General features: G+C 73.5%; 17 protein-coding genes. 11 read left to right on the forward strand and 6 right to left on the reverse strand.

The features are described 5' to 3' along the window. Positions 1-15 precede the first annotated feature (15 nt). Together E6W39_RS26650 and E6W39_RS26655 are read left to right on the forward strand one after the other, a co-directional pair. Complete coding sequence (locus tag E6W39_RS26650) at positions 16-288, forward strand: type II toxin-antitoxin system Phd/YefM family antitoxin (protein WP_141635670.1); 273 nt, start codon at positions 16-18, stop codon at positions 286-288. After that, positions 285-554, forward strand: coding sequence for a type II toxin-antitoxin system RelE family toxin (locus E6W39_RS26655; RefSeq protein WP_141635671.1), 270 nt, complete (start codon positions 285-287; stop codon positions 552-554). The genes E6W39_RS26650 and E6W39_RS26655 overlap by 4 nt, the downstream gene beginning before the upstream one ends. Before the next feature lie 8 nt (positions 555-562). Here E6W39_RS26655 and E6W39_RS26660 read toward each other — a convergent pair whose 3' ends face one another. Genes E6W39_RS26660 through E6W39_RS26670 form a run of 3 tightly spaced genes read right to left on the reverse strand, consistent with a single transcriptional unit; the run spans position 563 to position 3461 of the window. Further along, positions 563-1867, reverse strand: a complete 1305-nt coding sequence (locus E6W39_RS26660) for a coenzyme F420-0:L-glutamate ligase (protein ID WP_141635672.1) — start codon at positions 1865-1867, stop codon at positions 563-565. Beyond that, on the reverse strand, positions 1864-2823 hold the full coding sequence (gene cofD / locus E6W39_RS26665; RefSeq protein WP_141635673.1) for a 2-phospho-L-lactate transferase: 960 nt from the start codon (positions 2821-2823) through the stop codon (positions 1864-1866). The genes E6W39_RS26660 and cofD overlap by 4 nt, the downstream gene beginning before the upstream one ends. A 38-nt stretch (positions 2824-2861) precedes the next feature. Further along, positions 2862-3461 (reverse strand): cysteine dioxygenase, encoded by a 600-nt coding sequence (locus E6W39_RS26670; protein ID WP_141635674.1) that lies wholly within the window; start codon positions 3459-3461, stop codon positions 2862-2864. Between the two features lie 757 nt (positions 3462-4218). Here E6W39_RS26670 and E6W39_RS26680 point away from each other — a divergent pair. From E6W39_RS26680 to E6W39_RS26690, 3 genes are all read left to right on the forward strand, one after another. Further along, positions 4219-4488: a WhiB family transcriptional regulator gene (locus tag E6W39_RS26680; protein ID WP_101381549.1), complete on the forward strand. Its 270-nt coding sequence runs from the start codon at positions 4219-4221 to the stop codon at positions 4486-4488. A gap of 249 nt (positions 4489-4737) precedes the next feature. Continuing rightward, positions 4738-8646, forward strand: coding sequence for a glycosyltransferase family 2 protein (locus tag E6W39_RS26685; protein ID WP_141635675.1), 3909 nt, complete (start codon positions 4738-4740; stop codon positions 8644-8646). After that, positions 8643-10301 (forward strand): DUF5719 family protein, encoded by a 1659-nt coding sequence (locus E6W39_RS26690; RefSeq protein WP_141635676.1) that lies wholly within the window; start codon positions 8643-8645, stop codon positions 10299-10301. The genes E6W39_RS26685 and E6W39_RS26690 overlap by 4 nt, the downstream gene beginning before the upstream one ends. A 36-nt stretch (positions 10302-10337) precedes the next feature. On the opposite strand, the gene E6W39_RS26695 is transcribed toward E6W39_RS26690, so the two are convergent. Next, positions 10338-10805: a metallopeptidase family protein gene (locus E6W39_RS26695; protein ID WP_141635677.1), complete on the reverse strand. Its 468-nt coding sequence runs from the start codon at positions 10803-10805 to the stop codon at positions 10338-10340. 139 nt (positions 10806-10944) lie between these two features. Here E6W39_RS26695 and E6W39_RS26700 point away from each other — a divergent pair, with 139 nt between their 5' ends. From E6W39_RS26700 to ahcY, 6 genes are all read left to right on the forward strand, one after another. Further along, positions 10945-11316 (forward strand): DUF3499 domain-containing protein, encoded by a 372-nt coding sequence (locus tag E6W39_RS26700; RefSeq protein ID WP_228718372.1) that lies wholly within the window; start codon positions 10945-10947, stop codon positions 11314-11316. 181 nt (positions 11317-11497) lie between these two features. Continuing rightward, positions 11498-12883, forward strand: a complete 1386-nt coding sequence (locus tag E6W39_RS26705) for a phosphomannomutase/phosphoglucomutase (protein WP_141635679.1) — start codon at positions 11498-11500, stop codon at positions 12881-12883. A gap of 94 nt (positions 12884-12977) precedes the next feature. Then, positions 12978-13160 carry a Trm112 family protein gene (locus tag E6W39_RS26710; protein WP_101381555.1) on the forward strand — a complete coding sequence of 61 codons (183 nt, stop codon included), beginning with the start codon at positions 12978-12980 and terminating at the stop codon, positions 13158-13160. Between the two features lie 40 nt (positions 13161-13200). Next, complete coding sequence (locus E6W39_RS26715) at positions 13201-14415, forward strand: SIS domain-containing protein (RefSeq protein ID WP_141635680.1); 1215 nt, start codon at positions 13201-13203, stop codon at positions 14413-14415. Between the two features lie 99 nt (positions 14416-14514). Then, positions 14515-15720, forward strand: a complete 1206-nt coding sequence (gene manA, locus E6W39_RS26720) for a mannose-6-phosphate isomerase, class I (protein WP_141635681.1) — start codon at positions 14515-14517, stop codon at positions 15718-15720. A 239-nt stretch (positions 15721-15959) separates the two neighbouring features. Then, positions 15960-17405, forward strand: a complete 1446-nt coding sequence (ahcY, locus tag E6W39_RS26725; RefSeq protein WP_141635682.1) for an adenosylhomocysteinase — start codon at positions 15960-15962, stop codon at positions 17403-17405. Between the two features lie 73 nt (positions 17406-17478). On the opposite strand, the gene E6W39_RS26730 is transcribed toward ahcY, so the two are convergent. Both E6W39_RS26730 and E6W39_RS26735 read right to left on the reverse strand, forming a co-directional pair. Further along, positions 17479-18615 carry a hypothetical protein gene (locus E6W39_RS26730; protein WP_141635683.1) on the reverse strand — a complete coding sequence of 379 codons (1137 nt, stop codon included), beginning with the start codon at positions 18613-18615 and terminating at the stop codon, positions 17479-17481. Continuing rightward, the gene (locus E6W39_RS26735) at positions 18615-19130 is read right to left on the reverse strand and encodes a SigE family RNA polymerase sigma factor (protein ID WP_141635684.1); all 516 of its coding nucleotides are present in this window, start codon (positions 19128-19130) and stop codon (positions 18615-18617) included. Before E6W39_RS26735 ends, E6W39_RS26730 begins: the two co-directional genes overlap by 1 nt. Between the last annotated feature and the right edge of the window lie 34 nt (positions 19131-19164).

Here is a 19164-nt window from a genome sequence, read left to right on the forward strand (position 1 = left end):
GCGTACACTTGGCGTATGGCTGATGCACTGAACATTCGTGAGGCACGGGCCCACTTCGCCGAGCTGATGAGCAAGGCCGAGGCGGGCGAGGTCACGGTGATCACGCGCAAGGGCGAGCGGGTCGGTGCCATAGTGCCGATCTCGGTGCTCGACGCCATCGAGGATGCCGCTGACGAGTTGGCCGCCCGGGAGGCGCGACAGCACCTCGACGACCCGACCGTGAGCATGGCCGAACTGCTCGCGGACCTGTTCGCCGACCCGGGCGAGGCCGCCGGTGGTGCTGCGTGAAGTACGCATTCCGCTTCACCACCCATGCTCGCCGCCAGCTGCGCTCGATCGGTCAGGCCGAGGCCCTGCGGATCCTCGCGGCGCTGACCCCGTTGGGCGACGACCCGTATGCGGACAACCTCAACGTTCGCAAGCTCGCGGGACAGGACGGCCTCTACCGTCTCCGGGTCGGCGACTACCGGCTGATCTACCAGGTGCACGACCAGGTCCTGGTGGTCCTGGTCGTGAACGTGGGTAACCGGCGGGACGTCTACCGGAACCTCTGACCTCGCCCCTACCGCACCACCACGAACCCCTCCACCTCCCGCTCCGGGCGGTCCTGGGGGACGGTCGCCGGGCGGCCCACGGCGATGGCGCCCATCGGGTCCCAGTCCTCGGGCAGGCGCAGTGCCTCTCGCACCACGTCCCGGCAGAACATCGTGGAGGACACCCACGCCGTTCCGTACCCCTCGCCGCTCAGCGTCACCAGCAGGTTCTGCACGGCGGCGCCGGCGGCGACGGTGAACATCTCGCGCTCGGCGGCGGCCCGGCGGGCGTCGGGGTAGTGGTGCGAGCCGGCCGTCACCAGGCACGGCACCACCAGGTACGGGGCCCGGCGCAGCACGTCGCCGCGCGCGGTGCGGCGGGCGATCCGCTCCTCGTCCCAGCCGTCCAGCTCGCGCAGGTCGCGGCGCCAGGCGGCGAGCATCGCGTCCAGCAGCTCGGTGCGGGCGGCCTCGGACTCCAGCAGCACGAACCGCCAGGGCGTGGTGTGGTGCGGTGCGGGCGCGGTGACCGCGGCGGCCACCGCGCGCCGGACGGCGTCGCCGTGCACCGGCTCGTCGCTGAACTCCCGTACCGTGCGGCGCATGGTGACGGCGGTTCGGATCGCCTCCGAGGTGCCGAGCCGGAACAGGTCGTCCTGCAGGTCCCGGACCAGCGGCCGGACCCCGTCCCCGTCCTCCGTCGTGACGGCGCCGGGCAGGCCGCGCACCACCGCGACCGGGGTGCCGGTGGCCTTGCCCTTCACCAGGTCGCCGGCGGCGGCGATCTCGTCGGCGGTGGCGGTGACGGTCATGTGCAGCTCGTTGCCGTGGCTGTCGACCCGCCCGCGGTGGTCCTCCAGCACCGCCACGCCGGCCGCGCCGATCGCGACGTCGGTGAGCCCGCTGCGCCAGGCCCGGCCGAAGGTGTCGGTGATCAGCACGCCGAGCCGACAGCCGGTCAGCTCCTGGAGCCGGGCCCGGATCGCCCGCGCCGAGGCGTCCGGGTCGACCGGCAGCAGCAGGATGGTGCCGGGCGCCGTGTTGGAGGCGTCCACGCCGGCGGCGGCCATCACCAGGCCGTTGCGGTTCTGCACGATCCGCAGCCGCCCGCGCCGGGCGACCACGCGCACCGCCTCGGCGTCGATCGCGGCCTCGCGGTCCTCGGCCTGGACCATCCGCCCCTCGGCCTTGCTGACGATCTTCGAGGTGACCACCACGACGTCGCCGTCGCGCAGCTCCACGGCCTTGGCGATCAAGGCGCCCAGGTCGGTGTCCGGCTCGACCTCGGGCAGGCCGAGAACGGGCAGCACTTCCAACGCCAGCGGCTCGGTCATCGGCGTACCTGCTCGGCCAGGTCCAGCGCGGCCCGGGCCATCGCGGCGGTGGCGGCCGGGTCGGTCATCAGCAGCGGCACCGCCCGGCAGGCGATCCCGGCGGCGGTCACCGACTCGACCGCGTCCGCGTCGACCTCGTCCACCAGCCAGCCGTCCAGCAGTCGGGACCCGTAGTGCCGGGCCACCGCGGCGGCGGAGGCCTCGACGCCGACCGCGGCCAGCACCTTGTCCGCCATGCCGCGCACCGGGGCGCCGCCGATGATCGGGGAGAGCCCGACCACCGGGGCGGCGGCCGCCGCCACCGCCTCCCGGATGCCGGGGACGGCCAGGATGGTGCCGATGCTCACCACCGGGTTGGACGGCGGGAAGAGGATCACGTCGGCGGCGGCGATCGCCTCCAGCACGCCGGGGGCCGGTTTCGCGGTGTCCGCGCCGACCGGGATGATCGCCTCGGCGTCCACCGCTGCGTGCAGTTTGACCCAGTACTCCTGGAAGTGGATCGCCCGACTACCGCCGTCGTCGGTGATCCGGACGTGGGTCTCGACCCGGTCGTCGCTCATCGGCAGCAGCCGCACCCCGGGCTGCCAGCGGTCGCAGAGCGCCTCGGTGACCGCGCTCAGCGGATAGCCGGCGCCGAGCATCTGGGTGCGCACGATATGGGTGGCGAAGTCCTTGTCGCCCAGCCCGAACCAGGACGGCCCGACGCCGTAGGCGGCGAGCTCGTCCTTGACCGCGAAGGTCTCCTCGGCCCGGCCCCAGCCCTGTTCCTCGTGGATGCCACCGCCGAGGGTGTACATCACGGTGTCCAGATCCGGACAGACCTTCAGCCCGAAGAGGTGGATGTCGTCTCCGGTGTTGCCGATGACGGTGATCTCGTCGTCGGGGGCCACCACGTCCTTGAGACCGCGCAGGAAGCGTGCGCCCCCGATGCCGCCGGCCAGTGCCACGATACGCATGCGCTCATCCTGCCAGTCCGGCCGGGGGCGCAGGACCGTTACCGCGGCAACTCCCGGGCCAGCTGCGGCGCCTCGGCGTACTGGTTCATCTCGGTCAGCCCGGGGGTGTAGAGGTGGATGCTGACGGCGGGCTCCAGGGTCGCGTTGACCACCTCGTGCAGGTAGCCGGCCGAGAAGACCCGGCGCCGGCCGGGGCGCAGGGTGCGGCTGCCGGTGCCGCCGTTGCCCTGCGAGTGCTCCACCAGCTCGCCCTGAACCACCGTCAGCACGCCGGTGGCGGCGCCGTGGTCGTGCAGTCCGCTGCTCTGGCCGGGCAGCCAGCTGAGCAGCCAGACCTCGTAGCCGGGGCCGGTCTCCAGTCGCGCGTACCAGCGGGTCAGCGCGTCGTAGCGGACCAGCGGGGCCCAGCGGTCCCGGTCGGCGGCGATCTCGCGGACCAGCCGGGCGTAGCCGGCCACCGTGGTCGGGTGGGCGGGCAGGTCGGTGCGGGCCAGGTGCGGGAAGGCCAGCGGGTCGCCGGCGATGCTGACGTCGCTCAGGCCGTCGGCCCAGGCGCGCACCGGGGCGGCGGCGGGGCGGCGGGTGGGCTGCTCAAGGGCCGGAGCAGCGGCCGGCTGGGTGTGGTCGTGGTGGCGCATCTGGAGTCCTCGCGGGTGTCGACGGGGTGGGCCGGCATCCGCGGGCGGGTGTCACGGGCGGCCTCGTGGTCCTGGGCGGGCGCGTCGAGGCCGGGGGAGGGAACTCCCGGGAAGTCCAGAGAGGGGGCCGACGCGCCTAGCGACAACAGGAGCAGCGACGGCAACACAGAGCGCTCGCGGCACGCCGGAGCAGCACGTGGCGGCTCGGCTGGGCGATGGACTCTGACATGCATCCCAGGAGACAGGGTCGGTGGGTGCGGTGTCAAGCCGGGGCGTACCGCCGACAGGGGGATAATCAGGACATTCAGTTGGATCGAGTGATAAGTCATCCTCTAGGTTTCGATGTGCTGAAAGCCGGGAAGGCAGGCCGTTGACCTGGTTGATCCCATGTCAGTGGGCAGCCGATCCGTCCGTGCGCGATCGGGCGCACCGTCAGATGCGGTGCTGCTCGCGGACACTGTCACGGCGGTCAGCGCCCTCGGCAACCGGAGCGGCTAGCGGGCGCGTCTGGTGATGCGGACGGTGTGTCAGGGGTCGTACCCGTCGCATCGGCTGCGAGCTGCGGAAAGTCCGTTCTGTCCGGATATGTACACTATTTGTAGTGGCTTGGTTCCGGGGAGTGAATTCGCGACCCAATACCAGAGCTCGGCTTGACTGAGCCAGAGTGACGCACATGTAATTTCAGTCGTGTCGTCCGGCTGAGCCAGCCGGCGGCAACTTGCACGGGGACGCCAAGAGGGGCAGAGGAGGCGCGCCAATGAGCGAGCTCTTTGAGCTGTTGATCGGTGAGGGCATCGACGAGGAAGAGGAGCTCGGCTGGCAGGAGCGCGCCCTGTGCGCGCAGACCGATCCAGAGTCCTTCTTCCCGGAGAAGGGCGGCTCCACCCGCGAGGCCAAGAAGGTGTGCCTGGCCTGCGAGGTCCGCTCCGAATGCCTTGAGTACGCCCTCGCCAACGACGAGCGATTCGGTATCTGGGGCGGCCTGTCCGAGCGCGAACGCCGTCGGCTCAAGAAGAGCGCCGTCTGACCGTCCGATCGGTCATCCGCATTCCCCTGCGCAGAATCCGTCCGGCCCTCACCCATAGGGCCTTCGCTCATAGAGCCTTCATCGCAGTCTGGCAAGCGCCTCGCCACAAATGGCGGGGCGCTTTTGCAATTTCGTGCGCCCCCACCCGCGGCGCGGCCTCAGCCCCCACCGGTGGGCAGGGCGCTCATCGGAAGCCGTTAGTGTGGTGCGCCACCTGCCGTCCACTCGGAACCGGGGCCCGCGCACTCGATGACTGCCTACAGCCACCAGCACGGCTATCCAGACCAGCCGTCGTCCGGCCCGCTGCCCCACGGCGGCTCCACCCGGCCGCCCGCCTACCCGCGCCACCTGGTGACCGCCGTCGTCGTCAGCCACGACGGTGCCCGCTGGCTGCCGCAGGCGCTGGCCGGACTGCTCGGCCAGGACCGGCAGGTGCAACGCATCCTCGCCGTGGACACCGGCAGCACCGACACCTCACCGCAGTTGCTGCGCGACACCCTCGGCGACTGGCTGCCCGAGTCCGGCCCGATCGTGCTCGGCCGCCGGGCCGGCTTCGGCACCGCCGTCGCCGAGGCGGTCTTCAACAGCCCGCCGCTGCGCCCCGAGGACCTGCCCTACAGCCTCGACCCGTCCGGCTACGACCCGGTGACCGGCGGCTGGGACGACTTCGGCGACCCGCTCGCCTCCGAGGACGACTTCAACGCCGGCAGCCGCCGCGAGACCCAGCCGATCGAGTGGCTCTGGCTGCTGCACGACGACTGCGAACCGCAGACCGACGCGCTGCGCCGACTGCTCCAGGTCGCCGACAGCACGCCGTCCGCGGGCGTCGTCGGCCCCAAGCTGCGCAGCTGGTACGACCGGCGCCAGCTCCTCGAGGTCGGCATCACCATCGCCCACTCCGGCCGCCGCTGGACCGGCCTGGACCGTCGCGAGCAGGACCAGGGCCAGCACGACCAGGTCCGCCCGGTGCTCGCCGTCTCCACCGCCGGCATGCTGGTCCGGCGCGACGTCTTCGAACAACTCGGGGGCTTCGACCGGGCGTTGCCGCTGATGCGCGACGACGCCGACTTCTGCTGGCGGGTCAACGCCGCCGGGCACCGGGTGGTGATCGCCCCCGACGCCGTGCTGCGGCACGCCGAGGCGGCCAGCCGCGAGCGGCGCGCGATCGACTGCGCCGCCGACCACCCGCACCGGGTCGACAAGGCCGGCGCCGTCTACACGCTGCTCGCCAACTCCCGCCGCCTGCTCTTCCCGTACGTCCTGCTGCGGCTGGTGCTCGGCACCCTGCTGCGGGTGCTGGCCAACCTGGTCGGCAAGGACCCGCGCCAGGCCTACGACGAGATCGCCGGCCTGAACCACGAACTGATCCGGCTGCCCCGCCTGCTGGCGGCCCGCAAGCGCCGGGCCCGGACCCGCTCGCTGGACGCGCTGGACGACCGCAGCCTGTTCCCGCCGCCCGGCGCCACCGCCCGCCTCGCCATCGAGGGCATGATCGCCTCGCTCGGCATCGGCGGCACCGGCGACGAGGTCGGCCGGCACGGCAGCGCGCTGGAGGCCTCCGGCGGCGACGACGACAACGAGGTGCTGGAGGTCGAGCAGTTCGCGCTGCTCAAGAAGCTGGCCCGGCGGCCCGCCCCGGTGCTGTTCGCCGTGCTGCTGCTGCTCACCCTGGTCGCCGCCCGCGACCTGCTCGGCAGCGGCTCGCTGTTCGGCGGCGCGCTGCTGCCCGCAGCTGACGGCGCGTCCGGCCTGTGGAACATGTACGCCGGCAGCTGGCACGGCATCGGCTCCGGCTCCACCGCCACCGCGCCGCCGTACCTGGCGGTGCTCTCGGTGCTCTCCTGGCTGCTCTTCGACAACGCCGACCTCGCCGTCACCCTGTTGCTGGTGCTTTCGGTGCCGCTGGCCGCGGTCAGCGCCTACCTGGTCTCCCGCCCGCTGCTCGGCTCCAAGCTGGTGCGGGCCTGGGCCAGCGCCAGCTACGCGCTGCTGCCCGCCGCCACCGGGGCGATCGCCCAGGGCCGGATCGGCACCGCCGTGCTGGTGGTGCTGCTGCCGCCGCTGGCCCGCGCCGCCGCCATCGCCGCCGGCCTCGGCATCCGCCGGGAGACCGCCGCGCGCGGTGTCCGGCCCGGCTGGCGGTCCACCTGGATGACCGTCACCCTGCTCACCGTCTGCACCGCCTTCGTGCCGCTGACGTGGGCGATCGCCGTGCCGCTGACGCTGGCCATACTGGCCGTCGCGATAGTGCGCGGCGGTGCCTACGGCAGCGGGCCGGCCGTGCTGCGCTCCCTGGGCCTGCGGGTGGCGGCCATCCTGGTGCTGCCGGTCGTGGTGCTCGCGCCGTGGTCGCTGGGGCTGCTCAGCCATCCGTCCCGGCTGCTGCTGGAGGCCGGCCTGCCCGGCTTCAACGGCCACCAGGCCGGGCCGATCGGACTGCTGCTGGCCAACCCGGGCGGGGCCGGGGTGCCGCCGATCTGGCTGTCGGCCGGCGTGCTGCTGGCCGCGTTCGCCGCGCTGCTGCGCGCCGACCGGCGCCGCGCGGTGCTGGCCGCCTGGGGCGCCGCCGGGGCCGGCCTGGTCTTCGCCGTGGTGGTGGCCGGCACCAGCATCACCCCGGCCTCCGGCGGCCTGCCGGTCGCCGCCTGGGCCGGCCCGGCCACCCTGCTGGCCGGCATCGCCCTGCTGGCCGCGGCCGCGATCGGCGCCGACGGGGCGAACGCCCGAGTGGCCGGCATCGCCTTCGGCTGGCGCCAGCCGGTGGCCGCGCTGGTGGTGGCCGCCGCCGTGCTGGCGCCGGTCGGCACCGCCCTGTGGTGGGCCGTCACCGGCTCCTCCGGCCCGCTGCACCGCGGCGCGGCCGGCCAGCTGCCGGCCTTCGTGGCCGCCGAGTCCGCCACCGGCGACCACCCGCGCGCCCTGGTGCTCTCCGGTGACGCCCAGGCCAGTTCGGTCCGGTTCGCGATCGTCCGCGGCTCCGGCCTGACGCTCGGCCAGGCCGAGGGCACCGTCGACCCGGGCGGCACCACCGGCGACGGACCGGCCAAGCTGGTCGGCAGCCTGCTGGCCGGCTCCGGGGCCGACCAGGCGAGCGCGCTGGCCGGCTACGGCGTGGGCTACGTGGTGGTCCAGGACCCGATGATCGCCAAGGTCGGCGGGGTGCTCGACACCACCCCCGGGCTGAGCCCGGTGAGCCGGGACAGCGGCACGGCGATCTGGCAGGTGACCGGCGTGCCGGTGGCCCGCGCGGTGATCACCGCCCCGAACGCCGCCCCGGTCAAGGTGGCGTCCGGCGACGAGACCGTGAACGCCACCGTCCCGGCCGGCCCGGGCGGGCGGGTGCTGCGGCTGGCCGAGCAGGCCGACCCCGGCTGGCAGGCCACCCTGAACGGCACCCGCCTCACCCCGGTCACCCTGGACGGCTGGGCCCAGGGCTTCCAGCTGCCGGCCGGCGGCGGCACCCTCGCCGTCACCCGGGCCACGCCGCTGGCGCACCTCGGCTGGACCGCGGCCCAGCTGCTGCTCGGCCTGGTGCTGCTGGTGCTGGCGCTGCCCGGCCGCCGCTCCACCAAGGACGACGACCTGCCCGAGGAGGTGGTGGCCGCCGCCGCGCTGGCCGCCCAGACCCTGGCCCCGCCGGCGCCCGGCAGCCGCCGGGCCCGCCGGATGGCCGAACGCGGCGAGAGCGAGGGCGGCGGCGAGCCCGCCGACCCCGACGACGGCGTCTACGGCAGCCCGGCCGCCCACCCGGCCGGCATCCCGGCCCAGCAGGCCGGGGAGCCCTACCCGACGGCCGAGCCGGTCGGGGCCCAGCCGGACCCGTACGCCGGGCAGCCCTACCAGCCGGCCGACTACCAGCAGGCCGACCCGTACGGCTACGACCCGTACGCGGCCCAGCAGCCGTACCAGGCCTACGCCCAGCCGTACCAGGCCGAGGGCTACCCCGCCGAGGCGTACCCCGCGGAGCAGTACCCCGAGGGCGGCTACCAGGCCGACCCGTACGCCCAGGCCTACCCCGCCGAGTACGGCTACGGCGGCTACCCGCAGCAGGGCTACCAGGCCGACGGCCAGCAGCAGCCCTGGCTGCCCGGCCAGGCCCAGCCCGAGGACCCCGCCTACGGCGGCCACCCGCGCCACGACGGAGCTGACCCGCGATGAAGATGCCCGCCATCAACCTGAACCGCCCGGCGGACGGTGCGTCAGGCGGCGGCAGCCGCACCGGCCGCTCGCTGCTGGCCTGCGTCGCCGTGCTCGCCGCGGTGCTCGGCGTCGCCGAGCTGCGCCAGCCGGCCGCGCCCAGCGCCCGGCCCGCCGGCAGCGCGGCCGCCGCCCAGGTCGAGCGCACCGCGGTGGTCTGCCCGCAGCCGATGCAGGGGCTGACCGGCACCACCCAGATCACCGCGATAACCCCCGCCGGCGCGACCGGCACCGGGACCGGCAGCGCGACGGTGAGCGCCGCCGCCGCGCCGGCCGACGGGTCGTCGGGCTCGCCGTCGCCGTCGGGCTCACCGTCCGGGTCCGCCTCGCCCTCGGGCTCCCCGAGCCCGTCGGGTTCGCCCTCGCCGAGCGGCTCCCCGGCCGCCGGCCAGAGCGGCAGCGCCATGATCATCCTGGCCAGGCCCGGCGTCCCGGTCAGCGCCACCGCGGCCACCGGGGACACCGCGCCCGGCAGCACCGCGGTCGCCACCGGCGCGCTGGCCCCCGGCTTCACGGTCACCCAGACCACCACCGTCACCGACCAGCGCGGCGAGGGCATGTCCGGGGTCACCTGCGCCCCGGCCGGCACCCACTTCTGGTTCGCCGGCGCCGGCACGGCCGGCAACCGCAAGGACTACCTCAGCCTGACCGACGCCGAGAGCACCTCCGCCGTGGTCGACATCAAGCTCTACGGCGACCAGGGCCCGATCGACACCGGTGACGCCGGCAGCGGCATCACCGTCGCCCCCGGCACCTCGCAGAGCGTGCTGCTGACCACCCTGACCACCAGCCAGACCGCCGACCTGGCGGTCGAGGTGCGGGTCCGCAGCGGCCGGGTCGGTGCGTACCTGCACGCGTCCGACGGCTCCGCCGGCGCGGACTGGATCCCGGCCTCGGCGGACCCGGCGTCCACCGTGGTGGTGCCCGGCCTGCCCGGCGACCTCTCGGCGGCCCACCTGGTGGTGGCGGCGCCCGGCAGCGACGACGACGCCGACCTGAAGATCCAGCTCTCCGGCCAGAACGGCTGGTTCTCCCCGGTCCTCGCCAACGGCCAGGGGACCGTCCACGTCAAGGCCGGCATGGTCACCGCCGTCGACCTCGGCCAGCTGAACCGCCAGCAGATCTCGGCGGTGCGGCTGACGCCCAGCGACCCGAGCCACCCCACCCCGGTGATCGCCACCGTCCGGGTCGACCGGAGCAGCAACGGCAAGTCCGACTCGGCCTGGATCACCGGCGCCGGCCCGGTCGGCAAGCGCGCCACCGTGGCCGACTCCCGCGCCGGCGGGGTGTCCACCCTGCTGCTCACCGCCACGGGTGACGCCGCCACGGTCCGGGTGACGGCCTCGGCGAGCACCGGCGGTGGCACGCCGACCAGCAAGGACGTGCAGATCCCGGCGGGCGGCACGGTCGGCCTGGCGTCCCCCGAGCCGGCCGGCGGCAACGGCAGCTTCGGCCTGACCGTGGAGACCACCTCGGGCTCCGGGGTGGTCGCGGCCCGGATGCTGGCGGTGAACACCGACAACGTGCCGATGTTCACCATCCAGGCGCTGCAGGACGACCACAGCTTCGTGCAGGTGCCGCAGACCCAGCAGGACCCGGGCGTGCTGCTGCACTGAGCAGGCGCCCGGTCGGCCCCCGCGCGACGACTGCGGTCAGTCCTCGTCGTACCGGGGGTCGATGGCGTCCGGTGAGAGCCCGAGCAGCTCCGCGACCTGCTCGATCAGGATCTCGTGCACCAGCGCCGCCCGGTCCTCGCGGGACTTGGCCCGGATCTCCACCGGGCGGCGGTAGATCGTGATCCGGCTCTTGGCGCCCTGGCGGGCCGTCACCACCCGGCCCAGCGGCACCCCGTCCTGGTCCGGCCCGGGGGCGCCGCCGGCCTCCTCGGGCACCTCGGCGACCTCGAACTCGACGTCGATCAGCTGGGGCCAGCGGCGCTCCAGCCGCTCCACCGACTCGCGGATGTAGTCCTCGAACAGCTCGGACCGGGTCAGTGAGATCGGCACCTGCGGCGGGGCCAGCGGGCCGCGCAGGCCGCGGCCGTGCCGGTCGCGGCGCCGGGGGCGCGGCGACCCGGGTGCGGCGGGCGCAGCGGGCGGTTGCGGTACGGAGCTGTCCATATCAATGACGAGCGTAGTCCTTGGAGGCTGGGAATTGGACCACATGAGCACCGATCCGGGCACGCTCCCATGCGACACGAACCGGCCGCGACCGGCCGGTCTTAGCCAGTCGGCCGAAGGTGCGGTACCGTCCACCCCTGTGAGCCCTGTACGTCGTTGTTCGCGGACCGCGTGCGGCCGTCCGGCCGTGGCGACGCTGACGTACGTGTACGCCGACTCCACGGCGGTGCTGGGCCCGCTCGCCACCTACGCCGAGCCGCACTGCTACGACCTGTGCGCCGAGCACGCCGAGCGGCTCACCGCGCCGCGCGGCTGGGAGGTGGTCCGGCTCGCCACCGAGGGCGGACCGGTGCGCCGCTCCAGCGACGACCTGGAGGCGCTGGCCAACGCCGTGCGGGAGGCGGCCCGGCCGCAGGAGCGCGGGCCCCGCCCGGTCCGCGGTTCCGAGGGCGAGCCGGTGGAGGCCGGCCGCCGCGGGCACCTGCGGGTGCTGCGCTCGCCGGAGAACTAGAAGCCCCCGCCGATCAAGCACAGTACGGGTGGGCGACCGCCGAGCGTTCCGATCCGGTCACGATCACCGGGTACGCTGCTGCCCTCTCGCGGGTGCACCCTCAGCGGTTCGCGCACCCGAGCCGACGTATCGTGACCGTGGGCCATCGGGGCCCAGATGACACACACAAGGTGGATCCGCAGTGCGCGACCTCAAGCAGCTCGTGAAGGCGTACGACGTCCGAGGCGTCGTCCCGGACCAGTGGGACGAGACCCTCTCCCGTGCCTTCGGTGCCGCATTCGTGCAGGTCACCGGCGCCACGGCGATCGTGGTCGGCCATGACATGCGCCCGTCCTCGCCGAGCCTGTCGAGGGCCTTCGCCGAGGGCGCCGCCGCCCGCGGCGCCGACGTCACCGAGATCGGGCTGTGCTCCACCGACCAGCTCTACTACGCGAGCGGCAAGCTCGACCTGCCCGGTGCGATGTTCACCGCCAGCCACAACCCGGCGCAGTACAACGGCATCAAGATGTGCCGGGCCGGCGCCGCCCCGGTCGGTGAGGACACCGGCCTGGCCGACATCCGCGAGCTGGTCCAGAGCTGGATCAACGACGACGACACCGTGACGGTCCCGACCGTCGACGTGAAGCCCGGCGTGCTCACCCAGCAGGACACCCTGCAGGGCTACACCGACCACCTGCGCGGCCTGGTCGACCTGACCGGCATCCGCCCGCTCAAGGTCGCGGTCGACGCGGGCAACGGCATGGGCGGCCACACCGTGCCGACCGTCTTCGCCGGCCTGCCGCTCGACGTCGTCCCGATGTACTTCGAGCTGGACGGCACCTTCCCCAACCACGAGGCCAACCCGCTCGACCCGAAGAACCTGGTCGACCTGCAGGCCAAGGTCAAGGAGGTCGGCGCCGACATCGGCCTGGCCTTCGACGGCGACGCCGACCGCTGCTTCGTGATCGACGAGCGCGGCGAGCCGGTCTCCCCGTCCGCCATCACCGCCCTGGTCGCGGTGCGCGAGCTGGCCCGGGCCAAGGCCGCCGGCGAGGAGAACGCCACCATCATCCACAACCTGATCACCTCGTGGACGGTGCCCGAGGTGGTCGCCGAGCACGGCGGCAAGGCGGTCCGCACCCGGGTCGGCCACTCCTTCATCAAGCAGCGGATGGCCGAGACCGACGCCGTCTTCGGCGGTGAGCACTCCGCGCACTACTACTTCCGCGACTTCTGGCGCGCCGACACCGGCATGCTCGCCGCGCTGCATGTGCTCGCCGCGCTCGGCGGCCAGCCGGGCACGCTGTCCGCGCTGACCGAGGAGTACGACCGCTACGCGGCCTCCGGCGAGATCAACAGCGAGGTCGCCGACCAGGCCGCCAAGACCGCCGAGGTCAAGGCCGCCTACGGGTCGCTGGAGGGCGTCAGCGTGGACGAGCTGGACGGCCTGACCATCGCCGGCGCCGACTGGTGGTTCAACCTGCGCGCCTCCAACACCGAGCCGCTGCTGCGCCTCAACGTCGAGGCCAAGGACCCGGCCAAGATGGCCGAGCTGCGCGACGCGGTGCTGGCGATCGTCCGCGCCTGATCGTCGGGTCGGCGCGCCCCGGCCGGTAGGCTGACCACCGGCCGGGGCGCGCCGCGTCCTGCCGCGAAGCGACGAACCCACGGAGCAGCACCCCATGACGCTCGAACCGTTCCTGCTGGAGATCCTGGTCTGCCCGCAGTGCCACGCCAAGCTGGTCGAGGGCGGCACCGCCGACGCCCCGGAGCTGGTCTGCACCGGCAGCGACTGCGGCCTGCGCTACGAGGTGCGCGACGGCATCCCGGTGCTGCTGGTGGACGAGGCCCGCCGCCCCGCCTGATCCTGCTCGTCTGCCCCCGCGCCACCGGAGGTCTAGCCGCATGCTCGACGACAGCCTGCTCGACGATCCGGCCGCCCTCCAGCGCGCCGACCAGGACCACGCCCTGCTCGCCCTGGCCGCCTCCGGCGCCCGGGTCCGCACCGCGCTGCGGCTGGCCGAGGCCGCGGGAGTGAGCTCGCTGCGCCCGGAGGGCCGGCCGCGCGCCGTCCTGGTCGCCGGAGCCGGCAGCGTGCCGATGGTGGGCCAGGCGCTGGCCGCCCTGGTCGGCGGCGCCACCCTGGTGCATCCGCTGGCCGCCGTCGACGTGCTGCCCAGCGATCCGTTCAGTGCCGGGCTGAGCTGGCAACTGCCGGGCTGGGCCGGACCGTTGGACCTGGTCGTGGTGGCCAGCGCGGAGGGCGTCGAGGAGGGCCTGATCCGGCTCGCCGAGCAGGCCTACGCCCGCGGCTGCGCGATCACCGTGATCGCCCCCGAGGGCCGTCCACTGGCCGAGGCCGCCGCCCAGGTGCGCGCCCTGCCGCTGCCCTATGCGGTCGCCACCCTGGAGGAGCCCGCGGCGGCCCCGGCCGAACCCGACCTGCCACCCGAGGACCCGGCCGCCCTCTGGGCCTTCCTCACCCCGCTGCTGGCCCTCGCCGAGAAGATCGGCGTGCTGCGCCTCGGGCCCGGGGAACTGCCCGCGCTGGCCGACCTGTTGGACGAGCTGGCGGTCCGACACCGCCCCGACGCGCCCGCCTACCGCAACCCCGCCAAGGGCCTGGCCGCCCAACTGGCGGGCACCGTACCGCTGCTGTGGAGCGAGGGGGAGCCCGCCGGGGTGGCCGCCGAGCGGCTGGCCGCGATGCTCGCCGACCGGGCCGGGCGCCCGGCCGTCACCGGACGGCTGCCGCAGGCGCTCAGCACCCACCGCGGCATGTTCAGCGGCCAACTCGGCGCCGGCGGCGACCCCGAGGACTTCTTCCGGGACCGGGTCGAGGAGCCGGAGCCGCTCAGCCTGGAACTCCTGCTGCTGCGGCACACCCCGCGACCGGCCGACCAGGGGGACGGCGACGGCGGCGAACCGGAGACGCCCGCCGAGCCCGGGCCGGCCGGGCACGCGGTCCGCCGGGCGCGGCGGCTGGCCGAGGCCCACGAGGTGCGGCTGACCGAGCTGACCGCCGAACGCCCCGAGCCGCTGGCCGCCCTGGCGGAGCTGGTCTCGCTCGGCGACTTCGCGGCGGTCTACCTGGGCCTGGCCACCCGGTCGGGGCACTGAACCGAGTCGGCTAGGGTCGGCAACGCGTTGAAAAGCGAGACAGCCTCGACAAGCAAGCCAGCCGACCCGGCCGCCGACACCTAGGAGCAAGGCCCCCGCATGGACCGCCTCGTCAACACCGTCCGCCCCTACGCCTGGGGTTCGACCACCGCGATCCCCGCGCTGCTCGGCGTGCAGCCCACCGGCGAGCCGCAGGCCGAACTCTGGCTGGGTGCGCACCCCGGGGACTCCTCCCGGCTGGACCGCGGCGCCGGCCCGGTCGAGCTCGCCACGGTGATCGCCGCCGACCCGGCCGCCGAGCTGGGCGCGGAATCGGTCGAGAAGTTCGGCCCGGCCCTGCCGTTCCTGCTCAAGGTGCTCGCCGCCGAGATCCCGCTCTCGCTCCAGGTGCACCCCAGCCGGGCCCAGGCCCAGGCGGGCTTCGCCGCCGAGGACGCGGCCGGGGTGCCGGTCGAGGCCGGGCACCGCAACTACAAGGACGCCAACCACAAGCCCGAACTGATCTGCGCGCTGGACGAGTTCGACGGCATGTGCGGCTTCCGCGACCCGCTGGCCACCGCCGCGCTGATGGAGGAGCTGGCGGTGCCCGGGCTGGCTCCGCTGATCGACCTGCTGCGCACCAAGCCCGCCGAGCAGGCGCTGCGCGAGGCGCTGGCCACCGTGCTCTCCACCGACCCCGCAGTGGTCGCGGCCACCATCACCGAGCTGGCCGCGGCGCTGGACCGGCAGCTGGTCGTGCACCCCGACTCGCCGCACGCGCTGGAGTGGGCCGGCTACGCCTACGCCGCCCGCCACTTCCCCGGCGACGCCGGCGTGCTGGCCGCGCTGCTGCTCAACGTGGTCCGGCTGCAGCCGGGCGAGGCGCTCTACCTCGGCGCCGGGGTGCCGCACGCCTACCTGCGCGGCACCGGCGTGGAGATCATGGCCAACTCGGACAACGTGCTGCGCTGCGGCCTCACCCCCAAGCACATCGACGTCCCCGAGCTGCTGAAGGTCGTGGTCTTCGACGCCAGCGACCCCGGCGTGCTGCGCCCGGTGGCCGACGACGCCGGCGAGGAGCTCTTCCCGGTCCCGATCGACGAGTTCCGGCTCAGCCGCTTCCAGCTCACCGAGGGCACCGAGCGGACCGTGGACGGTCGCGCCGCGCAGATCCTGCTCTGCACCGCCGGCGCCGTCACCCTGACCGACGCCACCGGCCGGGCCCTCCAGCTGAGCCGCGGTCAGTCCGCCTACCTGCCGGCCACCGGCCAGGCCACCGCGCTGACCGGGCGGGGCACCCTGTTCCGCGCCACCGTCACGCTCTGACCGCGCACAGTGCGGGCGGATCCGGCGCAAAACCCGTGATCCGCCCGCGCCGGCGCGCCCGCTCGGTGTAGATTCGTGGACGGTGTCAAACGTCGCTGCTGATGGCGGTCGATCCGATCAGGGTCGAGGGAGAGAGGTCCTCCGACGGCTTGTGCCGCGCAGCGGAGCGCCCCGTCGGGCCGCCCCGCCGTCCAGCACACCCGTTCCCACCGACCGAACGCAGCGAGGAGCAACCCCGCATGTCGAACACCACCGGCGACTTCAAGGTAGCCGACCTCTCCCTGGCCCCCTTCGGCCGCAAGGAGATCCAGCTCGCCGAGCACGAGATGCCCGGCCTGATGTCGATCCGCAAGGAGTACGCCGCCAGCCAGCCGCTGGCCGGCGCCCGGATCACCGGTTCGCTGCACATGACCGTGCAGACCGCCGTGCTGATCGAGACCCTGGTCGCCCTGGGCGCCGAGGTCCGCTGGTGCTCCTGCAACATCTTCTCCACCCAGGACCACGCCGCCGCCGCCATCGCGGTCGGCCCCGAGGGCACCCCGGAGAACCCCCAGGGCATCCCGGTCTTCGCCTGGAAGGGCGAGACCCTGGAGGAGTACTGGTGGTGCACCGAGCAGGCGCTGACCTGGCCGAACGGCCAGACCCCGAACATGATCCTCGACGACGGCGGTGACGCCACCCTGCTGATCCACAAGGGTGTCGAGTTCGAGAAGGCCGGCGCCGCGCCGGACCCGTCGACCGCCGACAACGACGAGTTCCGGATCATCCTGGAGCTGCTCAACCGCACCCTGGCCGAGTCCCCCCGCAAGTGGACCGAGGTCGCCGCCACGATCAAGGGCGTGACCGAGGAGACCACCACGGGTGTGCACCGGCTGTACGAGATGCACCGGGACGGCAAGCTGCTGTTCCCGGCGATCAACGTCAACGACTCGGTGACCAAGTCGAAGTTCGACAACAAGTACGGCTGCCGGCACTCGCTGATCGACGGCATCAACCGGGCCACCGATGTGCTGATCGGCGGCAAGGTCGCGGTGGTGTGCGGCTACGGCGACGTGGGCAAGGGCTGCGCGGAGTCGCTGCGCGGTCAGGGTGCCCGGGTGATCGTCACCGAGGTCGACCCGATCTGCGCGCTGCAGGCGGCGATGGACGGCTACCAGGTGACCACCCTGGAGGACGTCGTCGAGATCGCCGACATCTTCATCACCACCACGGGCAACAAGGACATCATCATGTCCTCGCACATGGAGCGGATGAAGCACCAGGCGATCGTGGGCAACATCGGCCACTTCGACAACGAGATCGACATGGCCGGTCTGGCGAAGCTGCCGGGTGTGGTGAAGACCGAGGTCAAGCCGCAGGTGCACGAGTGGCGCAAGGCGGACGGCCGCACGATCATCGTGCTGTCCGAGGGCCGGCTGCTGAACCTGGGCAACGCGACCGGTCACCCGTCGTTCGTGATGTCCAACTCGTTCGCGAACCAGACGATCGCGCAGATCGAGCTGTTCACCAAGACCGAGCAGTACCCGATCGGTGTGTACGTGCTGCCCAAGCACCTGGACGAGAAGGTCGCCCGCCTCCACCTGGACGCGCTGGGCGTCAAGCTGACCACGCTGACCCAGGAGCAGGCCGACTACATCGGCGTCCCGGTCGAGGGTCCGTACAAGGCGGAGCAGTACCGCTACTGACGAGCCGTCAGTGGTCGATGGGCCGGCGCACCGCGTGGTGCGCCGGCCCATCGGCCGTTCCGGGGCCAGGCGGTCAGCGCTGCACCCAGGTGGTCCAGGTGCGCGGGTCGGCGCCGAGCAGGTGGAAGCGGGCCAGCAGGTTGGCGTCCGTGCCGACCTCGGCCATCATCTGGTCCGCCTGGTGCGCGTTGAGGCAGATCTGCACGCCGTTTCCGGCGCGGCAGGTCTGGCCGGACGGCGCGGTCGGAGTGAAGCCGGCTGAGGGAGTCGGCGACGCCCCGTCCAGTGGAATCGGCCGGATCATGGCCGTGATCTCGCCGTCCCCGTTCGTGAAGACGAGTTGAAGTGACCAGGGGTCCTTGGTGCCCTGGTTCGGTTGCATCAGCAGGGAGCCCGAGAGCTTGAAGGCGGGCGGCAGATCCGAGAACCAGACCGGCAGCGGGATCTGCGCCGCGGACGGCCGCACACTTTCGGCCACCTGGTGCAGGGCCGCCTGCGGGTCCGTGTCCGGCAGCTCGTACCCGTCCAACTCGGCCCAGCGGCCGGTGTCGGTCATCCACTGCAGCCGCACATCCGCGCTCGATTTCGGGCCGGCCATCCAGAACGCCTCGCGCCCGTTGACCGGGTCGGCCGGCTTCAGCTCCTCCGGCAGACCGTTGGCCGCCGGCCCCGGGGTGGCCCCCGCAGGGTAGAGCCTGAGCGCCATGCTGGGCGTCTTAAGGACCCCGCCCGGCGTGGTGAAGCTCCTACCGGTCACCGAGGTGAAGACACCCCCCCAGTAGCTGCTCTGGTAGTCGCTCCGGCCGCCCCAGTCGACCGCCCAGCCCGGCAACCAGCCGAAACCGGCCTCCACCACCAACGGATCGCTGCCCACTGCCGGCACGTACTGCTTCGGGTCCGTACTGCCGGCCGGCACGGAGGCGGGCGCGAAGTACGGGTTCACCGGGGTGGCCGGCGCCGTGTCCGTGACCGCCCCACTGGCCGACATCGCCGGAGCGACCTGGTTGCCGTGCCCCACCGCGGGCAGTGCGGCCAGCCCGCCCACACCCAGCGCCAGCACCGCGGCCGCCGTGCCCACCGCGAACCGCCGGCGCCGCCGCCGGCCGTGCCCGACGCGGATCGCCAGCTCCGCGTCCACCCGGCTGCCCGGGACCCCCGTCTCCGCCAACTCGATCAGCTGCTCCATCAGTTCGGGCACATCCTCGGGCATCACGTCAGCCCCTTCACAGGCACGTTCGAACGGATCGTCAGCAACTGACGCAGCGTGTCCAGCCCCCGGGAGGACTGGCTCTTCACATTGCCGGTGGAGCACTCCAGTGCCTCGGCGGTCTGCTCGACCGAGAGGTCGCAGTAGTAGCGCAGCACCACCGTGGCCCGCTGCCTGGCAGGGAGCGCGGCCAGTGCGTGCCGCAGATCGAGATCGCGGGCGAGATCGAGGTCGACCGCCACCTCCTCCTCCACCGTCTCCCGGCTGCTGGTGAACCGGTGCCAGCCCCGCCGCTGCTCGGACAGGAACACGTTCACCAGGGTCCGCCGGGCATAGCCGTCGATGTTGTCCGCGCGCCGGACCCGTCCCCAGGAGGTGTAGAGCCGGGTGATGGTCTCCTGCACCAGATCGTCCGCCCGGTGCCAGTCCCCGCACAGCAGGAACGCGACCTTGCGCAGCCATGCCGCCCGGGAGGAGACGAATTCGGTGAATTCGGCGTCCCGCTCCGCTTTGGCCATCGACGGCCACTCCTCTCGTCGGCAGCGCTCCACG

The sequence above is a fragment of the Kitasatospora acidiphila genome (assembly GCF_006636205.1).
Taxonomy (GTDB): domain Bacteria; phylum Actinomycetota; class Actinomycetes; order Streptomycetales; family Streptomycetaceae; genus Kitasatospora; species Kitasatospora acidiphila.

Bases quoted from the DNA above. Each gene is read 5' to 3' on its own strand.
- E6W39_RS26730 (WP_141635683.1), bottom strand. From the start codon at position 18,615: ATGCCCGAGGATGTGCCCGAACTGATGGAGCAGCTGATCGAGTTGGCG.
- E6W39_RS26735 (WP_141635684.1), bottom strand. From the start codon at position 19,130: ATGGCCAAAGCGGAGCGGGACGCCGAATTCACCGAATTCGTCTCCTCC.
- E6W39_RS26685 (WP_141635675.1), top strand. From the start codon at position 4,738: ATGACTGCCTACAGCCACCAGCACGGCTATCCAGACCAGCCGTCGTCC.
- E6W39_RS26670 (WP_141635674.1), bottom strand. From the start codon at position 3,461: ATGCGCCACCACGACCACACCCAGCCGGCCGCTGCTCCGGCCCTTGAG.
- E6W39_RS26715 (WP_141635680.1), top strand. From the start codon at position 13,201: ATGCTCGACGACAGCCTGCTCGACGATCCGGCCGCCCTCCAGCGCGCC.
- ahcY (WP_141635682.1), top strand. From the start codon at position 15,960: ATGTCGAACACCACCGGCGACTTCAAGGTAGCCGACCTCTCCCTGGCC.
- E6W39_RS26690 (WP_141635676.1), top strand. From the start codon at position 8,643: ATGAAGATGCCCGCCATCAACCTGAACCGCCCGGCGGACGGTGCGTCA.
- E6W39_RS26710 (WP_101381555.1), top strand. From the start codon at position 12,978: ATGACGCTCGAACCGTTCCTGCTGGAGATCCTGGTCTGCCCGCAGTGC.
- manA (WP_141635681.1), top strand. From the start codon at position 14,515: ATGGACCGCCTCGTCAACACCGTCCGCCCCTACGCCTGGGGTTCGACC.
- E6W39_RS26695 (WP_141635677.1), bottom strand. From the start codon at position 10,805: ATGGACAGCTCCGTACCGCAACCGCCCGCTGCGCCCGCCGCACCCGGG.
- E6W39_RS26650 (WP_141635670.1), top strand. From the start codon at position 16: ATGGCTGATGCACTGAACATTCGTGAGGCACGGGCCCACTTCGCCGAG.
- cofD (WP_141635673.1), bottom strand. From the start codon at position 2,823: ATGCGTATCGTGGCACTGGCCGGCGGCATCGGGGGCGCACGCTTCCTG.
- E6W39_RS26680 (WP_101381549.1), top strand. From the start codon at position 4,219: ATGAGCGAGCTCTTTGAGCTGTTGATCGGTGAGGGCATCGACGAGGAA.
- E6W39_RS26660 (WP_141635672.1), bottom strand. From the start codon at position 1,867: ATGACCGAGCCGCTGGCGTTGGAAGTGCTGCCCGTTCTCGGCCTGCCC.